Source organism: Methanoculleus sp., assembly GCF_020696975.1.
Classification (GTDB): Archaea; Halobacteriota; Methanomicrobia; order Methanomicrobiales; family Methanoculleaceae; genus Methanoculleus.
On the sequence record NZ_JAJGBK010000032.1, the window covers coordinates 237806 to 256744 of the forward strand.

At 62.0% G+C, this 18939-nt stretch carries 20 protein-coding genes; 17 read left to right on the forward strand and 3 right to left on the reverse strand.

Annotated elements, in window-relative coordinates; translation table 11 throughout:
• Positions 1 to 7 precede the first annotated feature (7 nt).
• From QZ650_RS11290 to QZ650_RS11300, 3 genes are read right to left on the reverse strand one after another with little or no spacing between them, the layout of a single operon-like run.
• Positions 8 to 463: a nucleotide-binding protein gene (locus QZ650_RS11290; RefSeq protein ID WP_292519018.1), complete on the reverse strand. Its 456-nt coding sequence runs from the start codon at positions 461 to 463 to the stop codon at positions 8 to 10.
• Positions 460 to 1443, reverse strand: coding sequence for an RNA 3'-terminal phosphate cyclase (gene rtcA, locus QZ650_RS11295; protein ID WP_292519016.1), 984 nt, complete (start codon positions 1441 to 1443; stop codon positions 460 to 462). Before rtcA ends, QZ650_RS11290 begins: the two co-directional genes overlap by 4 nt.
• Positions 1430 to 2287 carry a ribose-phosphate diphosphokinase gene (locus QZ650_RS11300; RefSeq protein WP_292519014.1) on the reverse strand — a complete coding sequence of 286 codons (858 nt, stop codon included), beginning with the start codon at positions 2285 to 2287 and terminating at the stop codon, positions 1430 to 1432. The genes rtcA and QZ650_RS11300 overlap by 14 nt, the downstream gene beginning before the upstream one ends.
• An 81-nt stretch (positions 2288 to 2368) precedes the next feature.
• Here QZ650_RS11300 and lonB point away from each other — a divergent pair, with 81 nt between their 5' ends.
• The 17 genes from lonB to QZ650_RS11385 all read left to right on the forward strand — a co-directional run bounded on the left by lonB (position 2369) and on the right by QZ650_RS11385 (position 18729).
• Positions 2369 to 4306 carry an ATP-dependent protease LonB gene (gene lonB / locus QZ650_RS11305; protein ID WP_292519012.1) on the forward strand — a complete coding sequence of 646 codons (1938 nt, stop codon included), beginning with the start codon at positions 2369 to 2371 and terminating at the stop codon, positions 4304 to 4306.
• A gap of 6 nt (positions 4307 to 4312) precedes the next feature.
• Positions 4313 to 5641, forward strand: a complete 1329-nt coding sequence (locus QZ650_RS11310) for a TldD/PmbA family protein (protein ID WP_292519010.1) — start codon at positions 4313 to 4315, stop codon at positions 5639 to 5641.
• Positions 5638 to 6930: a metallopeptidase TldD-related protein gene (locus QZ650_RS11315; RefSeq protein ID WP_292519007.1), complete on the forward strand. Its 1293-nt coding sequence runs from the start codon at positions 5638 to 5640 to the stop codon at positions 6928 to 6930. The genes QZ650_RS11310 and QZ650_RS11315 overlap by 4 nt, the downstream gene beginning before the upstream one ends.
• Positions 6931 to 6937: 7 nt before the next feature.
• Complete coding sequence (locus tag QZ650_RS11320; RefSeq protein WP_292519005.1) at positions 6938 to 7201, forward strand: pro-sigmaK processing inhibitor BofA family protein; 264 nt, start codon at positions 6938 to 6940, stop codon at positions 7199 to 7201.
• Positions 7202 to 7792: 591 nt separating this feature from the next.
• Positions 7793 to 8404 (forward strand): hypothetical protein, encoded by a 612-nt coding sequence (locus tag QZ650_RS11325; RefSeq protein WP_292519004.1) that lies wholly within the window; start codon positions 7793 to 7795, stop codon positions 8402 to 8404.
• Between the two features lie 89 nt (positions 8405 to 8493).
• The gene (locus QZ650_RS11330) at positions 8494 to 8649 is read left to right on the forward strand and encodes a hypothetical protein (protein WP_292519002.1); all 156 of its coding nucleotides are present in this window, start codon (positions 8494 to 8496) and stop codon (positions 8647 to 8649) included.
• Positions 8633 to 9169, forward strand: a complete 537-nt coding sequence (locus tag QZ650_RS11335; RefSeq protein WP_292519000.1) for an alpha/beta hydrolase — start codon at positions 8633 to 8635, stop codon at positions 9167 to 9169. Before QZ650_RS11330 ends, QZ650_RS11335 begins: the two co-directional genes overlap by 17 nt.
• A gap of 51 nt (positions 9170 to 9220) precedes the next feature.
• Complete coding sequence (locus QZ650_RS11340) at positions 9221 to 9550, forward strand: V-type ATPase subunit subunit G family protein (protein ID WP_292518998.1); 330 nt, start codon at positions 9221 to 9223, stop codon at positions 9548 to 9550.
• Entirely contained in the window at positions 9537 to 11501 is a 1965-nt protein-coding gene (locus tag QZ650_RS11345) for a V-type ATP synthase subunit I (protein ID WP_292518997.1), read from the forward strand. Before QZ650_RS11340 ends, QZ650_RS11345 begins: the two co-directional genes overlap by 14 nt.
• A 4-nt stretch (positions 11502 to 11505) precedes the next feature.
• Complete coding sequence (locus tag QZ650_RS11350) at positions 11506 to 11754, forward strand: ATPase (protein WP_292410729.1); 249 nt, start codon at positions 11506 to 11508, stop codon at positions 11752 to 11754.
• Between the two features lie 11 nt (positions 11755 to 11765).
• Positions 11766 to 12344: a V-type ATP synthase subunit E family protein gene (locus QZ650_RS11355; protein ID WP_292518995.1), complete on the forward strand. Its 579-nt coding sequence runs from the start codon at positions 11766 to 11768 to the stop codon at positions 12342 to 12344.
• A gap of 12 nt (positions 12345 to 12356) precedes the next feature.
• Positions 12357 to 13412 carry a V-type ATP synthase subunit C gene (locus QZ650_RS11360; protein ID WP_292518993.1) on the forward strand — a complete coding sequence of 352 codons (1056 nt, stop codon included), beginning with the start codon at positions 12357 to 12359 and terminating at the stop codon, positions 13410 to 13412.
• Between the two features lies 1 nt (position 13413).
• A complete protein-coding gene (locus QZ650_RS11365) occupies positions 13414 to 13716 on the forward strand; it encodes a V-type ATP synthase subunit F (RefSeq protein WP_292518991.1) in 303 nt (100 codons plus the stop codon).
• Positions 13716 to 15470 (forward strand): ATP synthase subunit A, encoded by a 1755-nt coding sequence (locus QZ650_RS11370; protein ID WP_292518989.1) that lies wholly within the window; start codon positions 13716 to 13718, stop codon positions 15468 to 15470. Before QZ650_RS11365 ends, QZ650_RS11370 begins: the two co-directional genes overlap by 1 nt.
• Before the next feature lie 2 nt (positions 15471 to 15472).
• Positions 15473 to 16858, forward strand: a complete 1386-nt coding sequence (locus QZ650_RS11375) for an ATP synthase subunit B (RefSeq protein ID WP_292518987.1) — start codon at positions 15473 to 15475, stop codon at positions 16856 to 16858.
• A 6-nt stretch (positions 16859 to 16864) separates the two neighbouring features.
• Positions 16865 to 17491 (forward strand): V-type ATP synthase subunit D, encoded by a 627-nt coding sequence (locus QZ650_RS11380; protein ID WP_292518985.1) that lies wholly within the window; start codon positions 16865 to 16867, stop codon positions 17489 to 17491.
• Between the two features lie 71 nt (positions 17492 to 17562).
• On the forward strand, positions 17563 to 18729 hold the full coding sequence (locus tag QZ650_RS11385; protein ID WP_292519350.1) for a phosphoglycerate kinase: 1167 nt from the start codon (positions 17563 to 17565) through the stop codon (positions 18727 to 18729).
• Positions 18730 to 18939: the final 210 nt, after the last annotated feature.

The following is an 18939-nucleotide window of genomic DNA, read 5'->3' on the forward strand; positions in this document are numbered from 1 at the left end:
GAGCGATCTATTTAAGTTTTCTTTTGATTGGTGCGCCGCAGACACGGCAATCTCCCGGCTCTTTCCAGTAGCGGCCGCACCCGCTGCACCGGTAGCGCCACCGGATTGCCCTGGCTGGCCGCTGCCGGATGCTCCGGGTCTGGATCCCGAGGCGGTGCGCGACGTTCTGAACCGCGAAGTCGTCGGTGACGAGAACGGCCGATAACTCCAGCCCGAGCGCCAGGATATCGCGATCGGTCCCGGAGAGCACCCCGGCATCCCCGGTTGCGAGGGCTGCGGCGTCGACCCGTGAGAGTTCCTCCTCACGCGGCTCCCGGACCGAGAGTCCCGTGGCCGCGAGCGCTTCGAATCGGCACTTTGCGTGGAGGTCGGCAAGTTCCCCGACCACCGAGGGGGTGGTCCAGGCGGGGCTCTCGACCGGGATCTCCGAGAAGAAGACCGATGCGTCAAGGACCTGGGTCATGCCGAGAACTCCATGGTACCGTTCTTCCGGCACATTATGTGGTACCCGAACTCCGCAAAGAGCCAGCAGGCGGTCTGTGCGTGCATCGAGAGGGTGTGCGTGCTGTACTCACCGCCGTAGCAGGCAAGGTAGACGAGGAGCTGATCGGCGAGGTGGATATCGACCGTGCCGGGGCTCCGGCACTCCTCCACCAGGGCCTGTGCGGCCGCCCGTCCCACCTCTTCGGCGGGGAGCCCTCTCCTCCCGAGAGCGACGGCTCCCTTCGCCCCGCTCCATACCGTGATGGAACTCCCGATGCCTCCCCCACCCTCCCGGGGGTCGAGCGTCGTGGTGCAGGAGAGACCGAGGTCCCTCTCGATGAGTTCCCGGGCGGCGGCTGCCTGGCGCTCCACGACGTGTTTCGGAAGGCCTGCCGAGCAGGAGACGATCCCGCACTCCCGCTCATCTTTCGGGACCGTTATCGGGCCGGGCCTGGCCGGTTCCACCCGGACGTGCACCCGCCCGCCTCCTCGCGGGTAGTAACCCCGTTCAAGCACCTCGATATCGATCGAGGCCCCGGCACGGCGGAGCACCGGCGCGAGGAGACGGTCAAGATAGTCGATGGTCGGGCTCCACGCCACCTCTGTCCCGCCCGTGACGGTGATGCTCCCGCCGGCACGAAGGGCGATCGGGAGCCATGCCTGGAGGATGAGGGGGATGCTCCCGGCGGTCCCGGGGTCAATCAGGAGGTCGGCCCGGCGGATCGACCCCGGGGTGAAGGTGATCTCGCTGCTCCCGGGATGGAGGCCAGTGTATTCGGCGTCGCAGGTCCCGGCTGCTGCCAGAACCGCGGCTATATGCTGGGGGGCGAGCCCGGGGTTCTTCCGGTTCTGCCGGATCCTGGTGACGGTGACCGGAATGCCTGAGATTGCCGATACGGCAACCGCCAGGCGGAGGATCTGTCCGCCCCCTTCGAGATGGGTTCCGTCAAGGGTGAGCATCTTCTCTGATCGCGGTGACGATAGCGTTCGCGGCCGATATGAAGCTTGAGGCGTTTTCGTAGGTGTCGCTGGAGACGACCGATGAGACCCCTGCCGCCCGCAGGCGCGTGTAAGCCCCGCTCGTGAGCACCCCGTGGACGCAGGCCGCGTGGATGGATGTGGCCCCCTGCTCCCGGAGCATGCAGGCGGCGGTCGCCAGGGTCCCCCCGGTGGATATGATGTCGTCCACGATCACGACATCCCTCCCGGCGGCATCGATGGTCTTTGGCGCAATCCGGACCTCCTCGCCCGAGAGCCGGGTCTTTTCAAGGTGATCGCAGTCCCACCCGCCGACGGCGGCGACGCCGGCCGCAAACTCGATTGCTCCTTCGTCCGGAGCGAGGATCAAGGGATTCTTCAGGCGCAGGTCGCCGACGTAACCCCCGATGGCCGGGGCGATCGTGACGTTCTTTGCTGGAATGTTGAAATGGTCCAGCACACCGGGATCATGAATATTGACCACAAACGCCCGCTCGATCCCGGTCGAGAGGGCTCTTGCGACCGCCCGGGCGCTGATCGGCTCACCCGGGCCGAACCGCCTGTCCTGCCGGGAGTAGCCGAGGTACGGGACCACCAGTGTGATCCTTGATTGGTCGGCAGCATCAACTGCGAGGAGGGTCTGTACGAGCATATCGTTGTCCACGACGCTGCTGACGATCACTGTCTCATCGTCCAGTTCTCCACACCGAAGATACATCTCTCCATCGGGAAACCGGCTGAATTTTGTTTCGACAAGGGGAACACCCATCTTCTCTGATATCCGGGCTGCCAGGACCTGGGACCGTTCCGTGCTGATTATTCTCATAGAACACCTTTGCTAGAAAGTATTTGAACGAGGATGAATAAATTATATAAGTATCAGTGCAGCAAAGAGGTAAACCCGACGATGGATTCAACGACTTCAGAAGATATTCCAAAGATCGAGCTCACAAATGACGACCTGGCGGAGACGGACGTCTTTACCGGTCTCGAGCTGAGCGCATCGTCAGACATCGAGGTACCCCCGAATCTCATCGATCAGGTCATTGGCCAGGAACATGCCGTCGAGGTGATCCGGAAGGCTGCGGTCCAGCGCAGGCACGTGATGATGATCGGCACCCCCGGAACCGGCAAATCGATGCTGGCAAAGGCGATGGCCGAGCTTCTTCCAAAGGAGGAACTGCAGGACATTCTTGTCTACCCAAACCCCGAGGATAACAATAATCCCATCATTAGAACTGTGCCGGCAAGCCGCGGCAAGCAGATCGTCACCGCCCACAAGGTGGAGGCGAGAAAGAAGATCCAGATGCGAAGCACCCTTATCATGCTTCTCATCATCGGCATCATCGGCTACGCGATCATCACCTACCAGTGGCTCATGGGGATCATCGCCGCCGCGTTCATCTTCATGGCGTTGAAGTACTCGACGCCACGCGAGGAGACGATGGTCCCGAAGCTCCTGATCTCCCATGACCCGAACACCCCCGCGCCGTTCGTCGACGCCACCGGCTCCCACGCGGGCGCCCTGCTCGGCGACGTCCGGCACGACCCCTTCCAGAGCGGCGGTCTTGAGACCCCGTCCCACGACCGCGTCGAGGGAGGCGCCATCCACCGGGCGCACGGGGGCGTGCTCTTCATCGACGAGATCAACACCCTCACACCGCACTCGCAGCAGAACCTGCTGACCGCGCTCCAGGAGGGTACGTTCCCGATCACCGGCCAGAGCGAGCGTTCGAGCGGTGCGATGGTCCGGACCGAACCGGTCCCCTGCCGGTTCGTCATGATTGCGGCAGGCAACCTCGACGCTATCCAGGGGATGCATCCGGCGCTCCGGTCGCGTATCCGGGGTTACGGCTATGAGGTCTACATGCGGGAGACGATGGAGGACACCCCGGAGAACCGGAAGAAGTTCCTCCGGTTCATCGCCCAGGAGGTCAAGAACGACGGGAAGATCCCGCACTTCGACCGCAGCGCCATGCTCGAGGTGCTCCGCGAGGCCCGGCGCCGCTCGAACCGGAAGGGTCACCTGACCCTGAAACTCCGTGACATGGGCGGGCTCATCCGGGTGGCGGGAGACCTCGCCCGGCAGGAGGGTGCGGAGTTCACCACCGAGAAGCACGTCATCGCCGCAAAGTCGACATCCCGCTCGATCGAGGACCAGATCTCTGATGAGTACATCCGGCGGAGCCGTGATTACGACCTTGCTGTCGTCGAGGGCACCCGGATAGGACGGGTGAACGGTCTTGCCGTGATGGGGAACGACTCGGGCTCGGTCCTCCCGGTGATGGCCGAGGTGACCCCGAGCCAGGGAGCCACCGGCTCGGTCATCGCGACCGGGATGCTCCAGGATATCGCCAAAGAATCGATAACGAACGTCAGCGCCCTCATCAAGAAGTTCACGGGCAAGGACGTCAAGAACATGGATATCCACGTCCAGTTCATCGGCACCTATGGCGGCGTGGAGGGCGATTCGGCCTCCGTCACCGTGGCAACAGCGGTGATCAGCGCCATCGAGAACATCCCGGTTCGCCAGGACGTCGCGATGACCGGTTCCCTCTCGGTCCGGGGCGACGTTCTCCCCATCGGCGGGGTCACCTACAAGATCGAGGCGGCGGCAAAGGCCGGGATCAAGAGGGTGATCATACCGCGGTCGAACTTAGACGACGTCCTCATCGAGGAGCGGTACCGCACGATGGTCGAGGTGGTGCCGGTCGACCATATCGAGGAGGTTCTCCAGAACGCGCTCATGCCCGAGAACCGTGAAGGATTCCTCTCGAAGATTCAGAAGCTGGCGGTCACCCCGACCACCATCTTCGACCCGAACGCCGGGCGCTCCGCGGTCTGATGCCTTATGCCTGATGTACGATACTACGACATCAGGTGCGTGCGGGGCGAGATCACCCAGGTCGATATCGACAACGGGGTGGTCGAGTCCGCAGGCACCTCATTTTTTGACAAAGCCGTGATCCGGGTGCTCGGGCCGCAGGGCTGGGGCATCCTCACCCGCGATCACGTTGAGATCGATTCGAAACGCGAGGTAACCGACCTCATCGAGGCGGCGGCACGCCTTGCGGCCGTCACGCAGGACCAGCTCGACCTTGCCGATGCGCCCCGGGGCGTGCTTTCCGTCCCGCCGCTCGGTGAGGACCCGCGGGACGTCGACCTCGAGGAGAAGACCCGGCTGCTTGCCGGGATCGAGGGGGCGGCACGGGTCGATGGGGTGACAAACACCCGGGCCCGCTACACCGAGGGGATCGACACGGTCCGGTTCCTGGATTCAGAAGGGAACGAGTACTCCTACGAGGCGGTCCGGTCCGGGTTCTCGGTCCTCGCGATCGCGTCCAGAAACGGGGTGATGCAGATGGGGAGCGAACGCGACCACATCATCACCGGCTTTAACCTCCGCGACAAGCAGGACCTCGGCCGGAAGGCCGGGGAGGTCGCGGTCTCCCTGCTCGACGCGAAACTCCCGAAGGGCGGGACACGACGGGCCGTGCTTGACCCGGAACTCGCCGGCGTCTTCACCCACGAGGCGGTCGGCCACGCGAGCGAGGGCGACCTCGTCCGCGAAGGCGCATCGGTCCTCGGGGGGAGGATCGGTGAAGCGATCGGGTGTCCGGGGCTCGTCATCGTCGACGATCCCTCCCTCCCCGAGTTCGGGTTCATGCCCGTCGACGCCGAGGGTGTCGCGGTAGAGCGCACGGAGATCATCCGCGACGGCATCCTCACCTCCTACCTCCACAACCGCGAGACCCTCGCGGCGGTCGGGAACGGGGTTCCCGGGCACGCCCGCTCCGAGCACGGGGCGCCGCCGATCGTCCGGATGAGCAACACCTTCATCGAGAACGGCGGTGCGACCTACGACGAGATCATCGCCGAGTGCAAGGACGGCATCCTGCTGATCGGGTCGCGCGGCGGCCAGGTCGACCCGGGGCGAGGGGTCTTTCAGTTCAACGCGGAGTACGGCTACCTCATCGAGGGCGGCGAGACGACCGATATGGTCAGGGACGTCTCGCTCTCGGGCGAGATCCTCTCGACGCTCCATAACATCGCCCTCATCGGGAACGACCGGAAGATGAGCCCGGGCTACTGCGGCAAAGGCGGGCAGAGCGTGCCGGTGAGCGACGGCGCGCCGCATCTCCTGCTTGAGAGTGCAACCATCGGGGGGCGAGGCGAATGAACGGCGAAGACCTGATCAACCGGGTTCTCCGGGAGGGCGAGCGCGAGGCCGACGAGGTCGAGGTCTTCTACGCCCGGGGGGAGAGCGTCAGCACCGAGATCAAGAAGGGGATCCTCGGCACGGCCGAGGAGTCGGAGGCCTGGAGCATGGCCATCCGGACCGTCAAGGACGGGCGGATAGGGTTCTCCGCCACGAGCGATCCCGACCGGTGGAGAGCGTGCCTGGACGCGGCGCTTGCAAGCGGGCGCCTCTCGACACCGCAGCAGTGGGGCGGCCTCCCGAAACCCACCGATCTCGCGGGCACCGCATCCTCGTCCGACCGGGATCTCGTCGTCACCGTGGACGATGCGGCGGGGATGGTGGCGGACCTCCTCTCCGGCGCGGCGGAACACCCCGTTGAGGTCGTCGGCGGGGGCGCGAACCTCGCCCGGTCGTACATGATGGTCGCAAACTCGAGCGGCACTCTCTACGGCATGGACCGGACGGTGGCTTCGGTATCTCTCGAAGCGATTCGGGAGCAGTCCACGGGCTACGAGTTCGACGCCTCTCCGTTCCGAGCCGATATCGACGCCCGTTCTGTCGGGGAGCAGGCGGCCTCGCTTGCCGCCCGTTCTCTCGGCGGCAAGGATATCGAGACCGGGCGCTACGACGTCGTCCTCTCCCCGATTGCGGCGGCAAGCATCCTCGGGCAGGTCCTTCTCCCGGCCCTCTCCGGGCGGAACGTGAAGGCCGGCCGATCGTTCCTCGCGGATAAGGTCGGCGACCAGGTCTTTGACGAATCCTTCTCCGTCTACGACGACCCGTTTGCCCCCGGCCTCGGGAGCACCACCTGGGACGCGGAAGGCGTCCCCACCCGCCGCCTGGTCTTCGTGGAGCAGGGAGTGCTCCGGCGGTTCGCCTACGATCTCAAGACCGGTTACCGCTACAGCGAGGAGAGCACCGGGAGTGCGGTCCGCTCCGGGGGCGATCCCCCCGGGATCGGGTTCCACAACCTCTTCGTGGACGGGCCGAGGGTAAAAGAGCCCGGCGATGAGCGGGCGGTCTGGATCCACGATGTCGTGGGTGCCCATACCGCGAACCCGTTCTCCGGCGACTTCTCGGTGGAGATCTCAAACCCGTTCTGGGTGGAAGGCGGGGACCTCGTCGAACCCGTCCGGACAGCGATGCTCTCCGGGAACGTCTTTGAGATGCTCCGGGAGATCGGGGGGCTCGGAAAAGACTCAAGACGCGTCGGACGGCTGACGATTCCATCAATACGGTTAAATAACCAGCAGATCATTGGTAAATAGATAATCGATGATGGAAGAGATCCTCGCCATCCTTCTTGCGGTTGCGATAGCCGCAGCGCTCTACTATCTCATGAAGAAGGCCCTGACGCTCGTCATCAACGCCGTCGCCGGGCTCATCACCCTCTGGCTCCTGAACTACTTCAACATCCTCGCCCTGTTCGGCGCACCTGACATCCAGGTCAACCTCGTATCCATCCTCATCTGCGCCCTCGGGGGGCTTCCGGGCGCCCTGGTCCTGGTGCTGCTGCACCTTGTCGGGATTGCGATCTGAGAGGGCACATTAGATGTTTTCCGGCCGACGGGGCGGCCGGGGTTTGATTTTTGGGTTAGTACCTCAACGGTTGGACTGTTTTGGTCATCCACCTAGCGAAGATAAAACTTAAGCAAGGTAAAGTCCCTATGCAGTGGACCGTGGTGGACTGCGCACCTCCGGTGCTCGAGCTCCTGCCCTTCGGCCAGTCGCTTATCGCCACGCACTGCCCCCGCCCCCCCAGGGGGCGGGGGAGGAGGCCGAAGGCCGGGCGGGGTGGGGGTTACATGTCCCCTTACAGGATCGAGACAGGGGAGGGGGGAGACCCCCCTCCCCGTCAGCCCCACCCCCTGTGGCGATATCCCCCCGAAATCCGTGCCCGGGGTGCACTCTGAGGACATTCAAGCCCCTTCAGGCAAACAACCCACAAGGGAGCAGCACCCCTCTCTCTTCAAAGTTATCCAAACCCCTTCGAACGTCTGGGGCTCCGAATGCTTGCATGATGCCCCCCTCAAGTGCTCGAACTCCGGATGTCCCCCGGCGCCGGCCGACCCACTCCCGGGCCCACACCCGGCCGAAACCCTTATCTCCTGCCGTGGCTCTCCCGGAACCATGCCTCTCCCCCGGGCCGGCATGCTCGTTGCCGCCGTCATCCTGGCCCTGTATGCGCTTGTTGCCGCAGTGGTGCTGACCACACCGTACGAGGACCCCTTTCGCGTCATAGCCCGCCTCCTCGCCCTCTGGGGTTTCCTTGCTCTCAGTATCGCGACCATCCTGACACCGTTCCTCCGCGAGATCATGAAGGTCTTCGGGAGACCGTTTCTCGCTGTGCACCATATCTTCGCCGCCGTCGGCCTCCTCCTCCCCACGCTCCACCCGGTGACCCTTGCCCTGCGGTCGATGAACCCTGCCCTCTTCATCCCGGTCTTCTCTCCCTGGGAGCGGTTCTGGCTGAACGCAGGCCGGCCCGCCCTCTACCTGCTGTATATCGCGTTCGCCGCCGTGGTGCTCCGGAAGTACATCCCGAAGTACTGGCGATGGGTGCATGGCCTGATGTACGTCGTTCTCTTCTTTGCCGTCGTGCACGGGAACCTGATCGGCACCGATTTCGAGGACCCGATCATATGGACGCTCTTCAATACGCTCTTCGTCCTTGTCGTCGCGGCGTTCCTCCTCAAGCGGTGGCAGAAGATGCAGAAGAAGAGAGCACCCGCCCGGAGGTGAATCCCCGGCGAGCCGCAGAACCGGTTCTCCCGGGAGTGCCGCGATAAGGTTTTATCCTCTGCCTTCCATCTCTCTCCTGGTGATGCCAGATGTGTACAGTCGGTGGACCGGTCGATATTGAGTTCGATGGCGAGCGGGTGAAAGGCAAGAGTTACCGCTGCAAGGAATGCGGCGAGCGGTTCAAGGGCATCGGGAAGCGGCCGATGTGCCCGAGCTGCCAGTCGGAAGATGTCGAAGAAGTCTGAAGGCGGCACTTCCGGGAGTTCTTCTGCCGGGCCGGACGGGGTGACCGTCCCCCTCGGCGAGGAACTCCTGCTCATCCGGGGAGAACGCTCTTTTCTGCTTGTTGCGAAAGCCGCCTCGCGGTTCACGCTCTGCATCGAGACCCCGGACGACGAGTACTGCCTCGCGGTCGACCCGGACGACCTTATCGCCGTCTCCATGCCGGAGGGCGGGCCAATCAGGCAGGCCTACCTGATGCTTGAGCTGGTCAGGCACTACCACATCCCGCTCGTCGTCCTCCCCAAAGATCACCCGGGCTCGAGAAGACTGTCGATGGTCGTCTCGGTAGCCCCGGAGATCCTGCTCTCCTGTGATATCCGGCGGGGAACCCATCCCGAACAGCACCTGCTCTGCTCATCGGGGGAGTTTTCAGGGGTCTTGCTTGCCGGAGTTGGCGGCGGTATTATGATAAAAAACTTGCCATCCGGGGTGGTGGTCGAGCATCTGGATGCAGAAAATTACTCAGCGGACAAACAACAATAAATATATGCTCAATTTCATCAAATATTCATAGGCCGTGAGAAGGAGGGTTTGATGAAGACCGATGTCCTGAAGAGCATCAGGGAAACTGAAGAAGAGTATCAGGCAATGATCCGTGATGCGCAGGCCGAGAGGAAGAAAAGCCTCTCCGATGCCGAGCAGGAGGCTGAAAGCCTGGTCCAGAAGGCACAGAACGATGCCGGTGACTACAGGAATCAGCGTCTAGCGGAGGCACGAGCCCAGGCGCAGAACAGGTACAAAGAGATCGTCAGGGAGGGTGAAACACGCGCAGAAGCGCTGAAAGCACAGGGAAATAAGAACCTTGCAAAAGCTGTAGACTTTGTTGTTACACGGTTTAAGGAGCAGCTGCATGTTAAGGCCTGAACGGATGCGCCGCCTGCTCATCGCGGCCCCGAAGAGTGAGATCGATACGATCATCAGAGAACTCTATCGTCACAACGTCTACCACATAGAAGACTTTGTGCCGGAGAGCACGTCCGGTGATGGTCTCTCGATCGGTCACCCACTCTCCGGAGCGAGTGATGCAGCCTCGGCGCTCATCAAGATCAGGGCCATTGAGAACGCGTGCGGGATAGACCCGGAGAACGTAGAAGTCAGAACGCGACTCCCCGCATCAAAAGTCAGGGCGATGATTCGGACAGACCTCCCTTCAATCGTAGAAGAGGTGGAAGGTCTCGTCGCATCGCGCTCAAGACTGGAGACGCGGCAGAAGGAGCACGAACAACGCGCGAAAGAGTTTGAACCGTTCGCTGCCGCCCCTCTGGATCTGGAGTTATACCGCGGGTATACGCGGTTTACGGTCTTTACCGGGCATATCGCGCACGACGTAACCATCGACGTCCCTCACGAGAAATATTTTTCCGACAGGGTGGACGGCAACATGATCGTCGCCGTGGTGCCGAACGAGCACCGCGAGCAGGTCGAGCGGATGCTTCTCGATGCCGGCTTCCAGGCAATCCCCGTCCCGGAAGAGACCGGGGCGCCGGCTGACCGCCTGAAAGCCCATAACGATGAGATCCAAAAGATTAACGGCGAGCTCGCCACGATCAACGGTAAGATCGCGAGCATCTGTGCCAGGCACACCGACTTTCTGGTAGCATGCGATGAACTACTCACGGCTGACGTAGAGCGGGCGGAGGCCCCGTTGCGATTTGCTACCACAGAGGAGACCTTCATCACTGAAGGATGGGTGCCCGGTGACCGGGCGGACAGGATCCAGGAAGCACTGAAAAGGGCGACCAACGACAGGATCTACATCGAGGAACTGGAAGTCGACGACGATACCAGTGTCCCGGTGGAGTATCAGAACCCGTCGTTTGCCACACCATCGCAGTTGCTCATGGACCTCTACGGCCGGCCGCGGTACTCCGAACTTGACCCGACACTGCTGCTGGCTATTGTGTTCCCCATCTTCTTCGGGATGATCCTCGGCGACGTAGGCTACGGCGCCGTTCTGCTTGCCCTGAGCCTCGGGCTGCGGAAGGTCCTGAAGAGTGAGGGAGGAAGAGCCCTTCTTAAGGTGCTCAGTATCTCAAGCATATCAAGTATCATCTTCGGCGTACTCTACAGCGAGGCCTTCGGGTTCGCGCTCCCGTGGGAGCCGCTGTTCTTCTCCCGACACCTCAACATCGGGGGAGCCGCGACCGGTCACGGTCCACAGGTCGTCGAACTGATGATCATTGCGATCTGGATCGGTATCCTGCACATCACGCTCGGGCGCCTTATCGGCACGCGCAACGCACGGAGCCTTTACCACGGCAAACACGCGACGAAAGCGATGATCTCCAACCTCGGTTGGCTCGGGTTCATGTGGGGTCTGCTGCTCCTGATCTGGGCGTTCTTCCCCATACCGATGATGCCCGACCTGACGGGTCTTCCCGTTGTTGCCATGGGGTTCAACCTTGCCGCCGTAACGGGGGTCGTCCTTCTGGTGGCCGGTATCATCGGGATCGCGCAGGAGAACCCGCTCGAGGTCGTCGAGCTTCCGACAATCATCAGTCACGTGTTGTCTTACGCCCGTCTGACGGCGGTGGGCTTATCATCGGTCGCAATCGCGATGGTAGTCAACTACATCTCGATAGGGATGATGATTGAGCCCCAGCTTGAAGCAATCACACCGGTCGGTGTGATCCTCATCATCGTCGGCATTCTCGTCTTCCTGTTGGGGCACGTGCTGAACACAGCACTCGGTCTCCTTGGTGGCGGTCTGCACTCGATTCGTCTTCACTATGTTGAGTTCTTCACCAAGTTCTACAAAGGTGGAGGCAAGAAGTACAACCCATTCGGTATGAAACTTAAATTCACGGAGGAATAAGGAAATGGTAGATGTTGGCACAACTCTTGAAATGGTACAGGCATCGCAGGCAGGAATGAGCGCAGTCGGCGCAGGCCTCGCAGTAGGTCTCACCGGTGTCGGCACCGGTCTTGCAGAGATGGGCATCGGTGCAGCCGCAGTCGGTGCAACCGCAGAGAACAGAGATATGTTCGGTCTCGCACTGCTGTTTACGGTTATCCCCGAAACCATTGTCATCTTCGGTCTTGTGGTTGCACTGCTGCTTCTGTTCTAATGGAGTGAACCATGGGACTCGAAGCAGTTGTCAACGAGATCCGGGAGAAAGGGCGAAAGGAGGTCGAGGCGATACGGGCAGAGACCCGCGCTGAAGTCGAGGAGATCTTGAAGGATGCGCAGGCCCGCGCCGCCGAGATTAAACTCTCAGCTGAAGAGGAGGCGGACCGGGCGGCCACCCACGTCACCAACCAGGAAGTCTCCGCAGCGAACCTTGTCGTCAAACGGCAGGTCCTGAACGCCCAGAAGACGCTCCTGGATCAGGTCTATTCGGCCTCACTCGCTGCTATCGGTGACCTGCCTGCTGAGTTCCAGGAGAAGGCGCTCACAGACCTGTTGAAGAGAGCGGCAAAGGTGATCAAAAAGGGTGTCGTGCATACAAACGAGCGGGACATCCCTGTTGCCGAAGGGATCATCTCCCGGTTAAAGACTCTCTCGGGCTACACCATGGGCGACCCGGTTGACATTCCCGGGGGCGTCATCATCGAGAGCAACGACGGCGAGCTGCAGCTTGACTACAGCTACGGTACGTTCCTGGGAGAAGTCTGGGAATCCGGTCTGAAGGATGTGTCAGATATCCTGTTTACGTGAGGAGGTTCATACATGGCAGGGATAAGTAGCGGATCAGCCCAGTACATCTACGCCTGCACTCGCCTGCGGGTGCGGAGATCGCTGCTGATACCGCGCGAAGATTATCTCCGGATGCTGAATATGAGCCTGCCTGAGATCACCCGGTTCATCGGCGAGACCAACTACCGGTCCGAGATCGATGAACTCGGCACCTCCTTCTCCGGGATCGACCTCGTAGAGGAGGCATTGAGCTGGAACCTCGCCAAGGAGTACCAGAGTATCCTGGAGCTTGTGCCCGGGGAACTGAAGTACTTCACCGCGAGTTACCTGCGCCGATGGGATATCCAGAACGTCGTCACTATCCTGCGCGGTAAGCTGCAGGGTATGCGGCCGGGTAAGATCAAAGAGGTCCTGATCCCGGCCGGCAGGCTGAACAAGGTCGCTCTCGACCGTCTCCTCGCCGAAGAATCGCCGGAACGGGTCGCCGAGGCGCTCAAGGGCGAACGGTTCTACCCGATCCTCGAGCGGGAACTTCCCCGCGCGATAGAGACCGGGTCGTTTGCCCACCTGGAGAACGAACTCTACAAGGGTTACTACGCGCGGCTGCTCGCCGACGCCACGGGAGGCATCAAGGGCGGGGATATATTCCGGAAGTACATCGAGCTCGAGATCGATACCCGGAACATTCAGAACCTCTTCCGGCTTCAAGCCGGGCGCGTCCATGAGGACGTGCGGGAACTGATGATTCCCGGCGGTTCGTTCTCGGTGGAGGAACTGCAGCGGCTCTCAACGGTTGAGGACCGGGACGAGTTCATCGACGCGTTAAAGAGGCAGGTCAGGATGACCCCGCTCTTAAACACGCTCGAGTCGATCCGGGGCAAGAGTGCCATCCATGAGATCGAGGTTGCGCTGACGCGCGTCCAGCTCGAACAGATGGAGCGGATGTCGAAGCGCTACCCGTTCTCGATCCTCCCCATCCTGGTCTACCTGGAGGAGAAGAAGTACGAGGTCGCGAACCTTCGCGCCCTCGCCCGGGGCAAGGAAGTTGGCCTCCCCGGTGAGCGATTGCAGGGCTACCTGGTGATGTAGAATGGAGATCGCAGTTGTCGGTACCGATGAATTCATCCTCGGTTTCAGGCTCGCTGGCGTCAGAAAGACCTATGCGGCTGAGACCGACGAACGGCTGGTCGAGCACATCAACCAGGTTCTGGAGGACAGTGACGTCGGCATTCTCGTGCTGAAGGGCAGTGACATGGAGCGGATCCCCCTGCGACTTCGCACCACCCTCGAGAACTCCGTTAAGCCGACGGTGATCGCCATCGGCGGCGAAGAAGGCGGTCTGTCGATGAGAGAGAGAATCAAGAGATCGGTGGGTGTTGATCTGTGGAAGTAATGAAGAAAGGAACAGCAAACAGGACTCAAGGAGTCCTGAAACGGATTTCAGGGCCGGTCGTCACTGCTGTCGGTCTCGACGCACACATGTACGACGTGGTGAAGGTCGGCAATGAAGAACTGATGGGGGAGGTCATCAAGATCCAGGGTGAGAACATCATCATCCAGGTCTACGAAGATACCGCCGGCATCAGGCCCGGTGAACCGGTGGAGAATACCGGCCTCTCGCTCGCAGTGGAGCTCGGGCCCGGTCTGCTGACCAGTATCTACGACGGGATTCAGCGGCCGCTCGAGGTGCTCGTGGACAAGATGGGCAACTTCATCGAGCGCGGCGTCTCGGCCCCCGGCCTCTCCCACGAGAAGAAGTGGGAGTTTGTGCCCACGGTGAAGAAAGGCGACGAAGTCAAGGCCGGCGACATCATCGGCACGGTCCAGGAGACGAACATCGTCCATAAGGTCATGGTCCCGCCCAGGTCGAAGGGCGGCAAGATCAAGAAGATCTCGGGTGGCAACTTCACGGTCGACGAGACCGTCTGCACCTTCGAGGACGGCACCGAGATCGCGATGCTCCAGCGCTGGCCGGTCCGTGTCCCTCGCCCGGTGAAGGAGAAGTTGAACCCGGACATCCCGCTGATCACCGGTCAGCGGATTCTGGATGGTCTCTTCCCTATCGCGAAGGGCGGAACGGCCGCTATCCCCGGTCCGTTCGGGAGCGGTAAGACGGTCACCCAGCAGCAGCTTGCGAAGTGGTCCGATGCCGAGATCGTCGTCTACATCGGTTGCGGCGAGCGCGGCAACGAGATGACCGAGGTTCTGACGGAGTTCCCCGAACTCGAGGACCCGAAGACCGGCAAGCCGCTGATGGAGCGGACGGTGCTGATCGCAAACACCTCGAACATGCCTGTTGCGGCCCGTGAAGCATCTGTCTACACGGGGATCACGATCGCCGAGTATTTCCGCGACATGGGCTACGACGTCTCCCTGATGGCCGACTCCACCTCCCGGTGGGCAGAAGCCATGCGTGAGATCTCCAGCCGTCTTGAGGAGATGCCCGGTGAGGAAGGATATCCCGCGTACCTTGCGGCACGCCTCTCGGAGTTCTACGAGCGTGCCGGCCGTGTGGTCAACAACAACGGAACGAGCGGTTCGGTCTCGGTCATCGGTGCGGTATCGCCGCCCGGTGGTGACTTCTCAGAGCCGGTCACCCAGAACACCCTGCGTATCGTCAAGGTCTTCTGGGCACTGGACGCGAAGCTCTCCCAGCGCCGGCACTTCCCGGCCATCAACTGGCTGAACTCCTACTCGCTCTACCTTGACTCGCTCAACGAGTGGTATGACAAGGAGGTCTCGCCCGAGTGGAACCCGCTCCGGGCCTGGGCGATGGGTGTCCTCCAGAAGGAAGCCGAACTCCAGGAGATTGTCCAGCTGGTCGGTTCGGACGCTCTCCCTGACGAAGAGCAGGTCACGATCGAGGTGGCCAGGATGATCCGTGAGATCTTCCTGCAGCAGAACGCCTACGATCCGGTTGACACCTACTGCTCGATGAGCAAGCAGTACGACATGATGAAGGCGATCAAGCATTACGCCGACCTCGCGCGTGCTGCCCAGGCAGGCGGAGCGACTCCGGCACAGGTCATCGGCATAAGGAGCAAGAACGAGCTTCCGCAGATCAAGTTCATCAGCGACTATGTGCCTGCGCTTGAGAAGATCCTGAAAGACATGGAAGCTGAATTCGATGCGATGAGGGCGGCGTGACCATGAAGGAGTATAGAACGGTTGCACAGATTGCCGGCCCCCTGGTCTTCGTCGAGAAGACGGAGCCGGTGGGTTACAATGAGCTCGTTAACATCGTGACCGCCGATGGTACGGTCAAACGCGGCCAGGTGCTGGACACGAGCGACGAGATCGTGGTCGTCCAGGTCTTCGAGACCACTGCAGGTATCGGCAGGGACTCGGGGATCCGGTTCACCGGCGAGACGATCAAGATGCCGGTCGGAAAGGACATGCTCGGTCGTATCCTCTCCGGCGGCGGTAAGCCGATCGACGGCGGCCCTGAGATTGTGCCGGAAAAGAGGCTCGAGATCACGGGTGCGGCCATCAACCCCTACGCCCGGGCGCCCCCTGCGGATTTCATCCAGACGGGCATCTCGACGATCGACGGGACAAACACTCTCGTCCGTGGTCAGAAACTGCCGATCTTCTCGGCATCGGGTCTGCCCCACAACGACGTGGCGCTTCAGATCGCCCGGCAGGCAAAGGTGCCCGGCTCGACCGAAGAGTTCGCTGTGGTCTTTGCGGCTATGGGTATCACCCGGGAAGAGGCCAACTACTTCATGGCCGACTTCGAGAAGACAGGCGCCCTCGAACGGGCGGTCGTCTTCTTGAACCTTGCCGACGACCCGGCCGTCGAGCGGATCATCACGCCGCGTCTCGCGCTCACCACCGCGGAGTACCTGGCGTTCGACCTCGGCTACCATGTGCTCGTCATCCTGACGGACATGACCAACTACTGCGAGGCGCTCCGTCAGATCGGCGCGGCCCGTGAAGAAGTGCCCGGCCGGCGTGGCTATCCGGGGTACATGTACACGGACCTTGCAGGCATCTACGAGCGTGCAGGTATCATCAAGGGCGTCAAGGGCTCGGTGACCCAGATCCCGATCCTGACGATGCCGGGTGACGATATCACCCACCCGATCCCGGACCTGACCGGCTACATCACCGAAGGCCAGATCGTGGTCAACCGTGAACTGCACCGGAAGGGTATCTACCCGCCGATCAACGTGCTGCCCTCGCTCTCCCGTCTGATGAACCTCGGTATCGGGAAGGGGCACACCCGCGAGGACCACAAGAAGGTCTCGGACCAGCTCTACGCGGCATACGCGGAGGGTAACGATCTCCGGGGCCTGGTCGCCATCGTCGGGAAAGACGCGCTCTCGGAGCGCGACCGGATGTTCCTTGAGTTCGCCGACCTCTTCGAGGACCGGTTCGTCAGGCAGGGCCTGTATGAGGACCGGACGATCGAGGGGACGCTCGACCTCGGCTGGGACCTCCTCTCGACGCTGCCTGAAGAGCAGCTCGTGCGTATCGACCGCGAACTGATCCAGAAGTATCACCCGAAGTACCGGAAGAAGGCCCAGGGGTAAGTGTCCATGGCGCTGCGAGATATCAAGCCGACCCGATCCGAGCTGATCAACGTCAAGCGACGGATCAAGCTCTCGGAGCGCGGCTATAACATCCTCAAGATGAAGCGCGATGGGCTGATCCTGGAGTTCTTCAAGGTGCTGCAGCAGGCCAAAGACAGCCGCGGCGCGATGCTGGAGCGGTATACGCGTGCAATGGAGATGATCGCCCTCGCGGAGACCGTCGAGGGCGCGATCGGGGTGAAAGCCGCCGCCTTCTCGACGGCGGACGTCCCCGCGATCTCCCTCAAAAGCAAGAACATCATGGGCGTCGTCGTCCCGGAGATCGAGGCGTCGTCGGTCCGCAAGGGTGTGCTTGACCGTGGTTACGGGATGCTCGGCACCTCGTCGGTCATCGACGAGACTGCGGAGGCATTTGAGGACCTGCTCGAGTCCATCATCGAGGCTGCCGAGATCGAGACGACCATGAAGCGGCTGCTCGATGAGATCGAGGGCACCAAGCGGCGCGTCAACGCGCTCGAGTTCAAGGTGATCCCGGAGCTCACCGAGGCCAGAGACTTTATCAAGATGCGGCTGGACGAGATGGAGCGCGAGGAACTCTTCCGCCTGAAAAAGATTAAGGCGCGGAGTGTCTGATTAAGGTTACAGGGTGATACCTGGTGGAGATCGGTACGCTTGCAGATGCTGGGAAACTGACGGGAACGGTGATGTTGCGGGTTGATTTCAACTCCCCCATCGATCCCTCGTCAAACCAGATCCTGGACGACAAACGGTTCCGGGAGCACCTGCCGACGGTGCAGGCACTTGAGGATGCACGGCTTGTCATCCTCACGCACCAGAGCAGGCCCGGCAAGAAGGACTACACGACGCTTGAGGCGCACGCGGCGAAACTGGAGCGGCTGCTCGGCCGCCCGGTGACCTACGTCGAGGATATCTTCGGACGGTGTGCCCGGGAGGCGGTCCAGAGCGCAAAGCGCGGCGACGTCCTGATGCTCGAGAACCTCCGGTTTGCCGCCGAGGAGAATCTGACCCTGAAACCTGAGGAGGCAAAGAAGACCCTCCTTGTCCGGAGACTGGCGTCGATGGCCGATGTGTACGTCAACGACGCCTTCGGCACGGCGCACCGGTCGCAGCCGTCGATCGTGGGGCTGCCGCTCGCGCTGCCGTCGGTGGCCGGCCTCCTGATGGAGAAGGAGGTTGCGAACCTCTCCCGGGTCTTTACCGGCGCCCCGCGCCCCGTCACCTTCGTCCTCGGTGGGACGAAGGTGGACGACTCGATCGCGGTTGCGGAGAACGTCCTCGAGCTGGGGACCGCCGACCGCGTGATCATGGTCGGGGTGGTAGGGAACGTCTTTTTGCTTGCGGCAGGCTACGAGATCGGGCACCCTTCGGCCCAGCTCATCGACCAGCTCGGCTACCGGGGCGAGGTCGATAAAGCAAGAAGCCTCCTTGAATCCTACCGGGACCGTATCGGCATGCCGCAGTCGGTCGCGATCCGCGAAGACGGCGAGCGTGTGGAGTACCCGGTGGATGCCATACCGAAGGATGCCCAGGTGCTCGATCTCGGGACCGAGTCGATCAACCTCCTCTCGCAGGAGATCTCGAGGTCCGGGACGGTCGTGGTGAACGGGCCGGCCGGGCTCTTTGAGGAGGAGCGGTTCGCCGTCGGCACCTTCGAACTCCTGAAAGCGGCTTCCGCTGCGGAGTTCTCGGTGGTGGGCGGCGGGCACTCCGGTGCGGCGATCGAGCGGCTCGGTATCGAGGATCGGTTCACCCACATCTCCACCGGCGGAGGCGCGGCGATCGAGTTCCTGACCGGGAAGAAGATGCCCGCCATCGAGGCGCTGGAGATGTCCCGGAAGATATTCGGGTGAAGGGTCCTGGCCCTCGCCTCTTCTCTCCTGAGTTTACAGTATTGGTTAGTGCCGTGCTCCCCATCCGAGCGGGCAGAGGCCTGCCTTCGTAACTTACGTCCGGCAGCCTTGCGGTCCTCAAGTTCCAGGCGTTTCGCCGAACCGCGGCGCTCTTTACGGTCTTGAGTAATTAAAAAACGAGGTGGGGGTCATGCCTCATGGTGGAATGAG

What these genes read in the sequence shown, in the direction of transcription:
- QZ650_RS11340 (WP_292518998.1), top strand. Translation starts at nt 9,221, where the DNA reads ATGAAGACCGATGTCCTGAAGAGCATCAGGGAAACTGAAGAAGAGTAT.
- QZ650_RS11335 (WP_292519000.1), top strand. Translation starts at nt 8,633, where the DNA reads ATGTCGAAGAAGTCTGAAGGCGGCACTTCCGGGAGTTCTTCTGCCGGG.
- lonB (WP_292519012.1), top strand. Translation starts at nt 2,369, where the DNA reads ATGGATTCAACGACTTCAGAAGATATTCCAAAGATCGAGCTCACAAAT.
- QZ650_RS11320 (WP_292519005.1), top strand. Translation starts at nt 6,938, where the DNA reads ATGATGGAAGAGATCCTCGCCATCCTTCTTGCGGTTGCGATAGCCGCA.
- QZ650_RS11355 (WP_292518995.1), top strand. Translation starts at nt 11,766, where the DNA reads ATGGGACTCGAAGCAGTTGTCAACGAGATCCGGGAGAAAGGGCGAAAG.
- QZ650_RS11330 (WP_292519002.1), top strand. Translation starts at nt 8,494, where the DNA reads ATGTGTACAGTCGGTGGACCGGTCGATATTGAGTTCGATGGCGAGCGG.
- QZ650_RS11380 (WP_292518985.1), top strand. Translation starts at nt 16,865, where the DNA reads ATGGCGCTGCGAGATATCAAGCCGACCCGATCCGAGCTGATCAACGTC.
- QZ650_RS11325 (WP_292519004.1), top strand. Translation starts at nt 7,793, where the DNA reads ATGCCTCTCCCCCGGGCCGGCATGCTCGTTGCCGCCGTCATCCTGGCC.
- QZ650_RS11310 (WP_292519010.1), top strand. Translation starts at nt 4,313, where the DNA reads ATGCCTGATGTACGATACTACGACATCAGGTGCGTGCGGGGCGAGATC.
- QZ650_RS11300 (WP_292519014.1), bottom strand. Translation starts at nt 2,287, where the DNA reads ATGAGAATAATCAGCACGGAACGGTCCCAGGTCCTGGCAGCCCGGATA.
- QZ650_RS11350 (WP_292410729.1), top strand. Translation starts at nt 11,506, where the DNA reads ATGGTAGATGTTGGCACAACTCTTGAAATGGTACAGGCATCGCAGGCA.
- QZ650_RS11315 (WP_292519007.1), top strand. Translation starts at nt 5,638, where the DNA reads ATGAACGGCGAAGACCTGATCAACCGGGTTCTCCGGGAGGGCGAGCGC.
- rtcA (WP_292519016.1), bottom strand. Translation starts at nt 1,443, where the DNA reads ATGCTCACCCTTGACGGAACCCATCTCGAAGGGGGCGGACAGATCCTC.
- QZ650_RS11385 (WP_292519350.1), top strand. Translation starts at nt 17,563, where the DNA reads ATGTTGCGGGTTGATTTCAACTCCCCCATCGATCCCTCGTCAAACCAG.
- QZ650_RS11345 (WP_292518997.1), top strand. Translation starts at nt 9,537, where the DNA reads ATGTTAAGGCCTGAACGGATGCGCCGCCTGCTCATCGCGGCCCCGAAG.
- QZ650_RS11370 (WP_292518989.1), top strand. Translation starts at nt 13,716, where the DNA reads ATGAAGAAAGGAACAGCAAACAGGACTCAAGGAGTCCTGAAACGGATT.
- QZ650_RS11290 (WP_292519018.1), bottom strand. Translation starts at nt 463, where the DNA reads ATGACCCAGGTCCTTGACGCATCGGTCTTCTTCTCGGAGATCCCGGTC.
- QZ650_RS11360 (WP_292518993.1), top strand. Translation starts at nt 12,357, where the DNA reads ATGGCAGGGATAAGTAGCGGATCAGCCCAGTACATCTACGCCTGCACT.
- QZ650_RS11365 (WP_292518991.1), top strand. Translation starts at nt 13,414, where the DNA reads ATGGAGATCGCAGTTGTCGGTACCGATGAATTCATCCTCGGTTTCAGG.
- QZ650_RS11375 (WP_292518987.1), top strand. Translation starts at nt 15,473, where the DNA reads ATGAAGGAGTATAGAACGGTTGCACAGATTGCCGGCCCCCTGGTCTTC.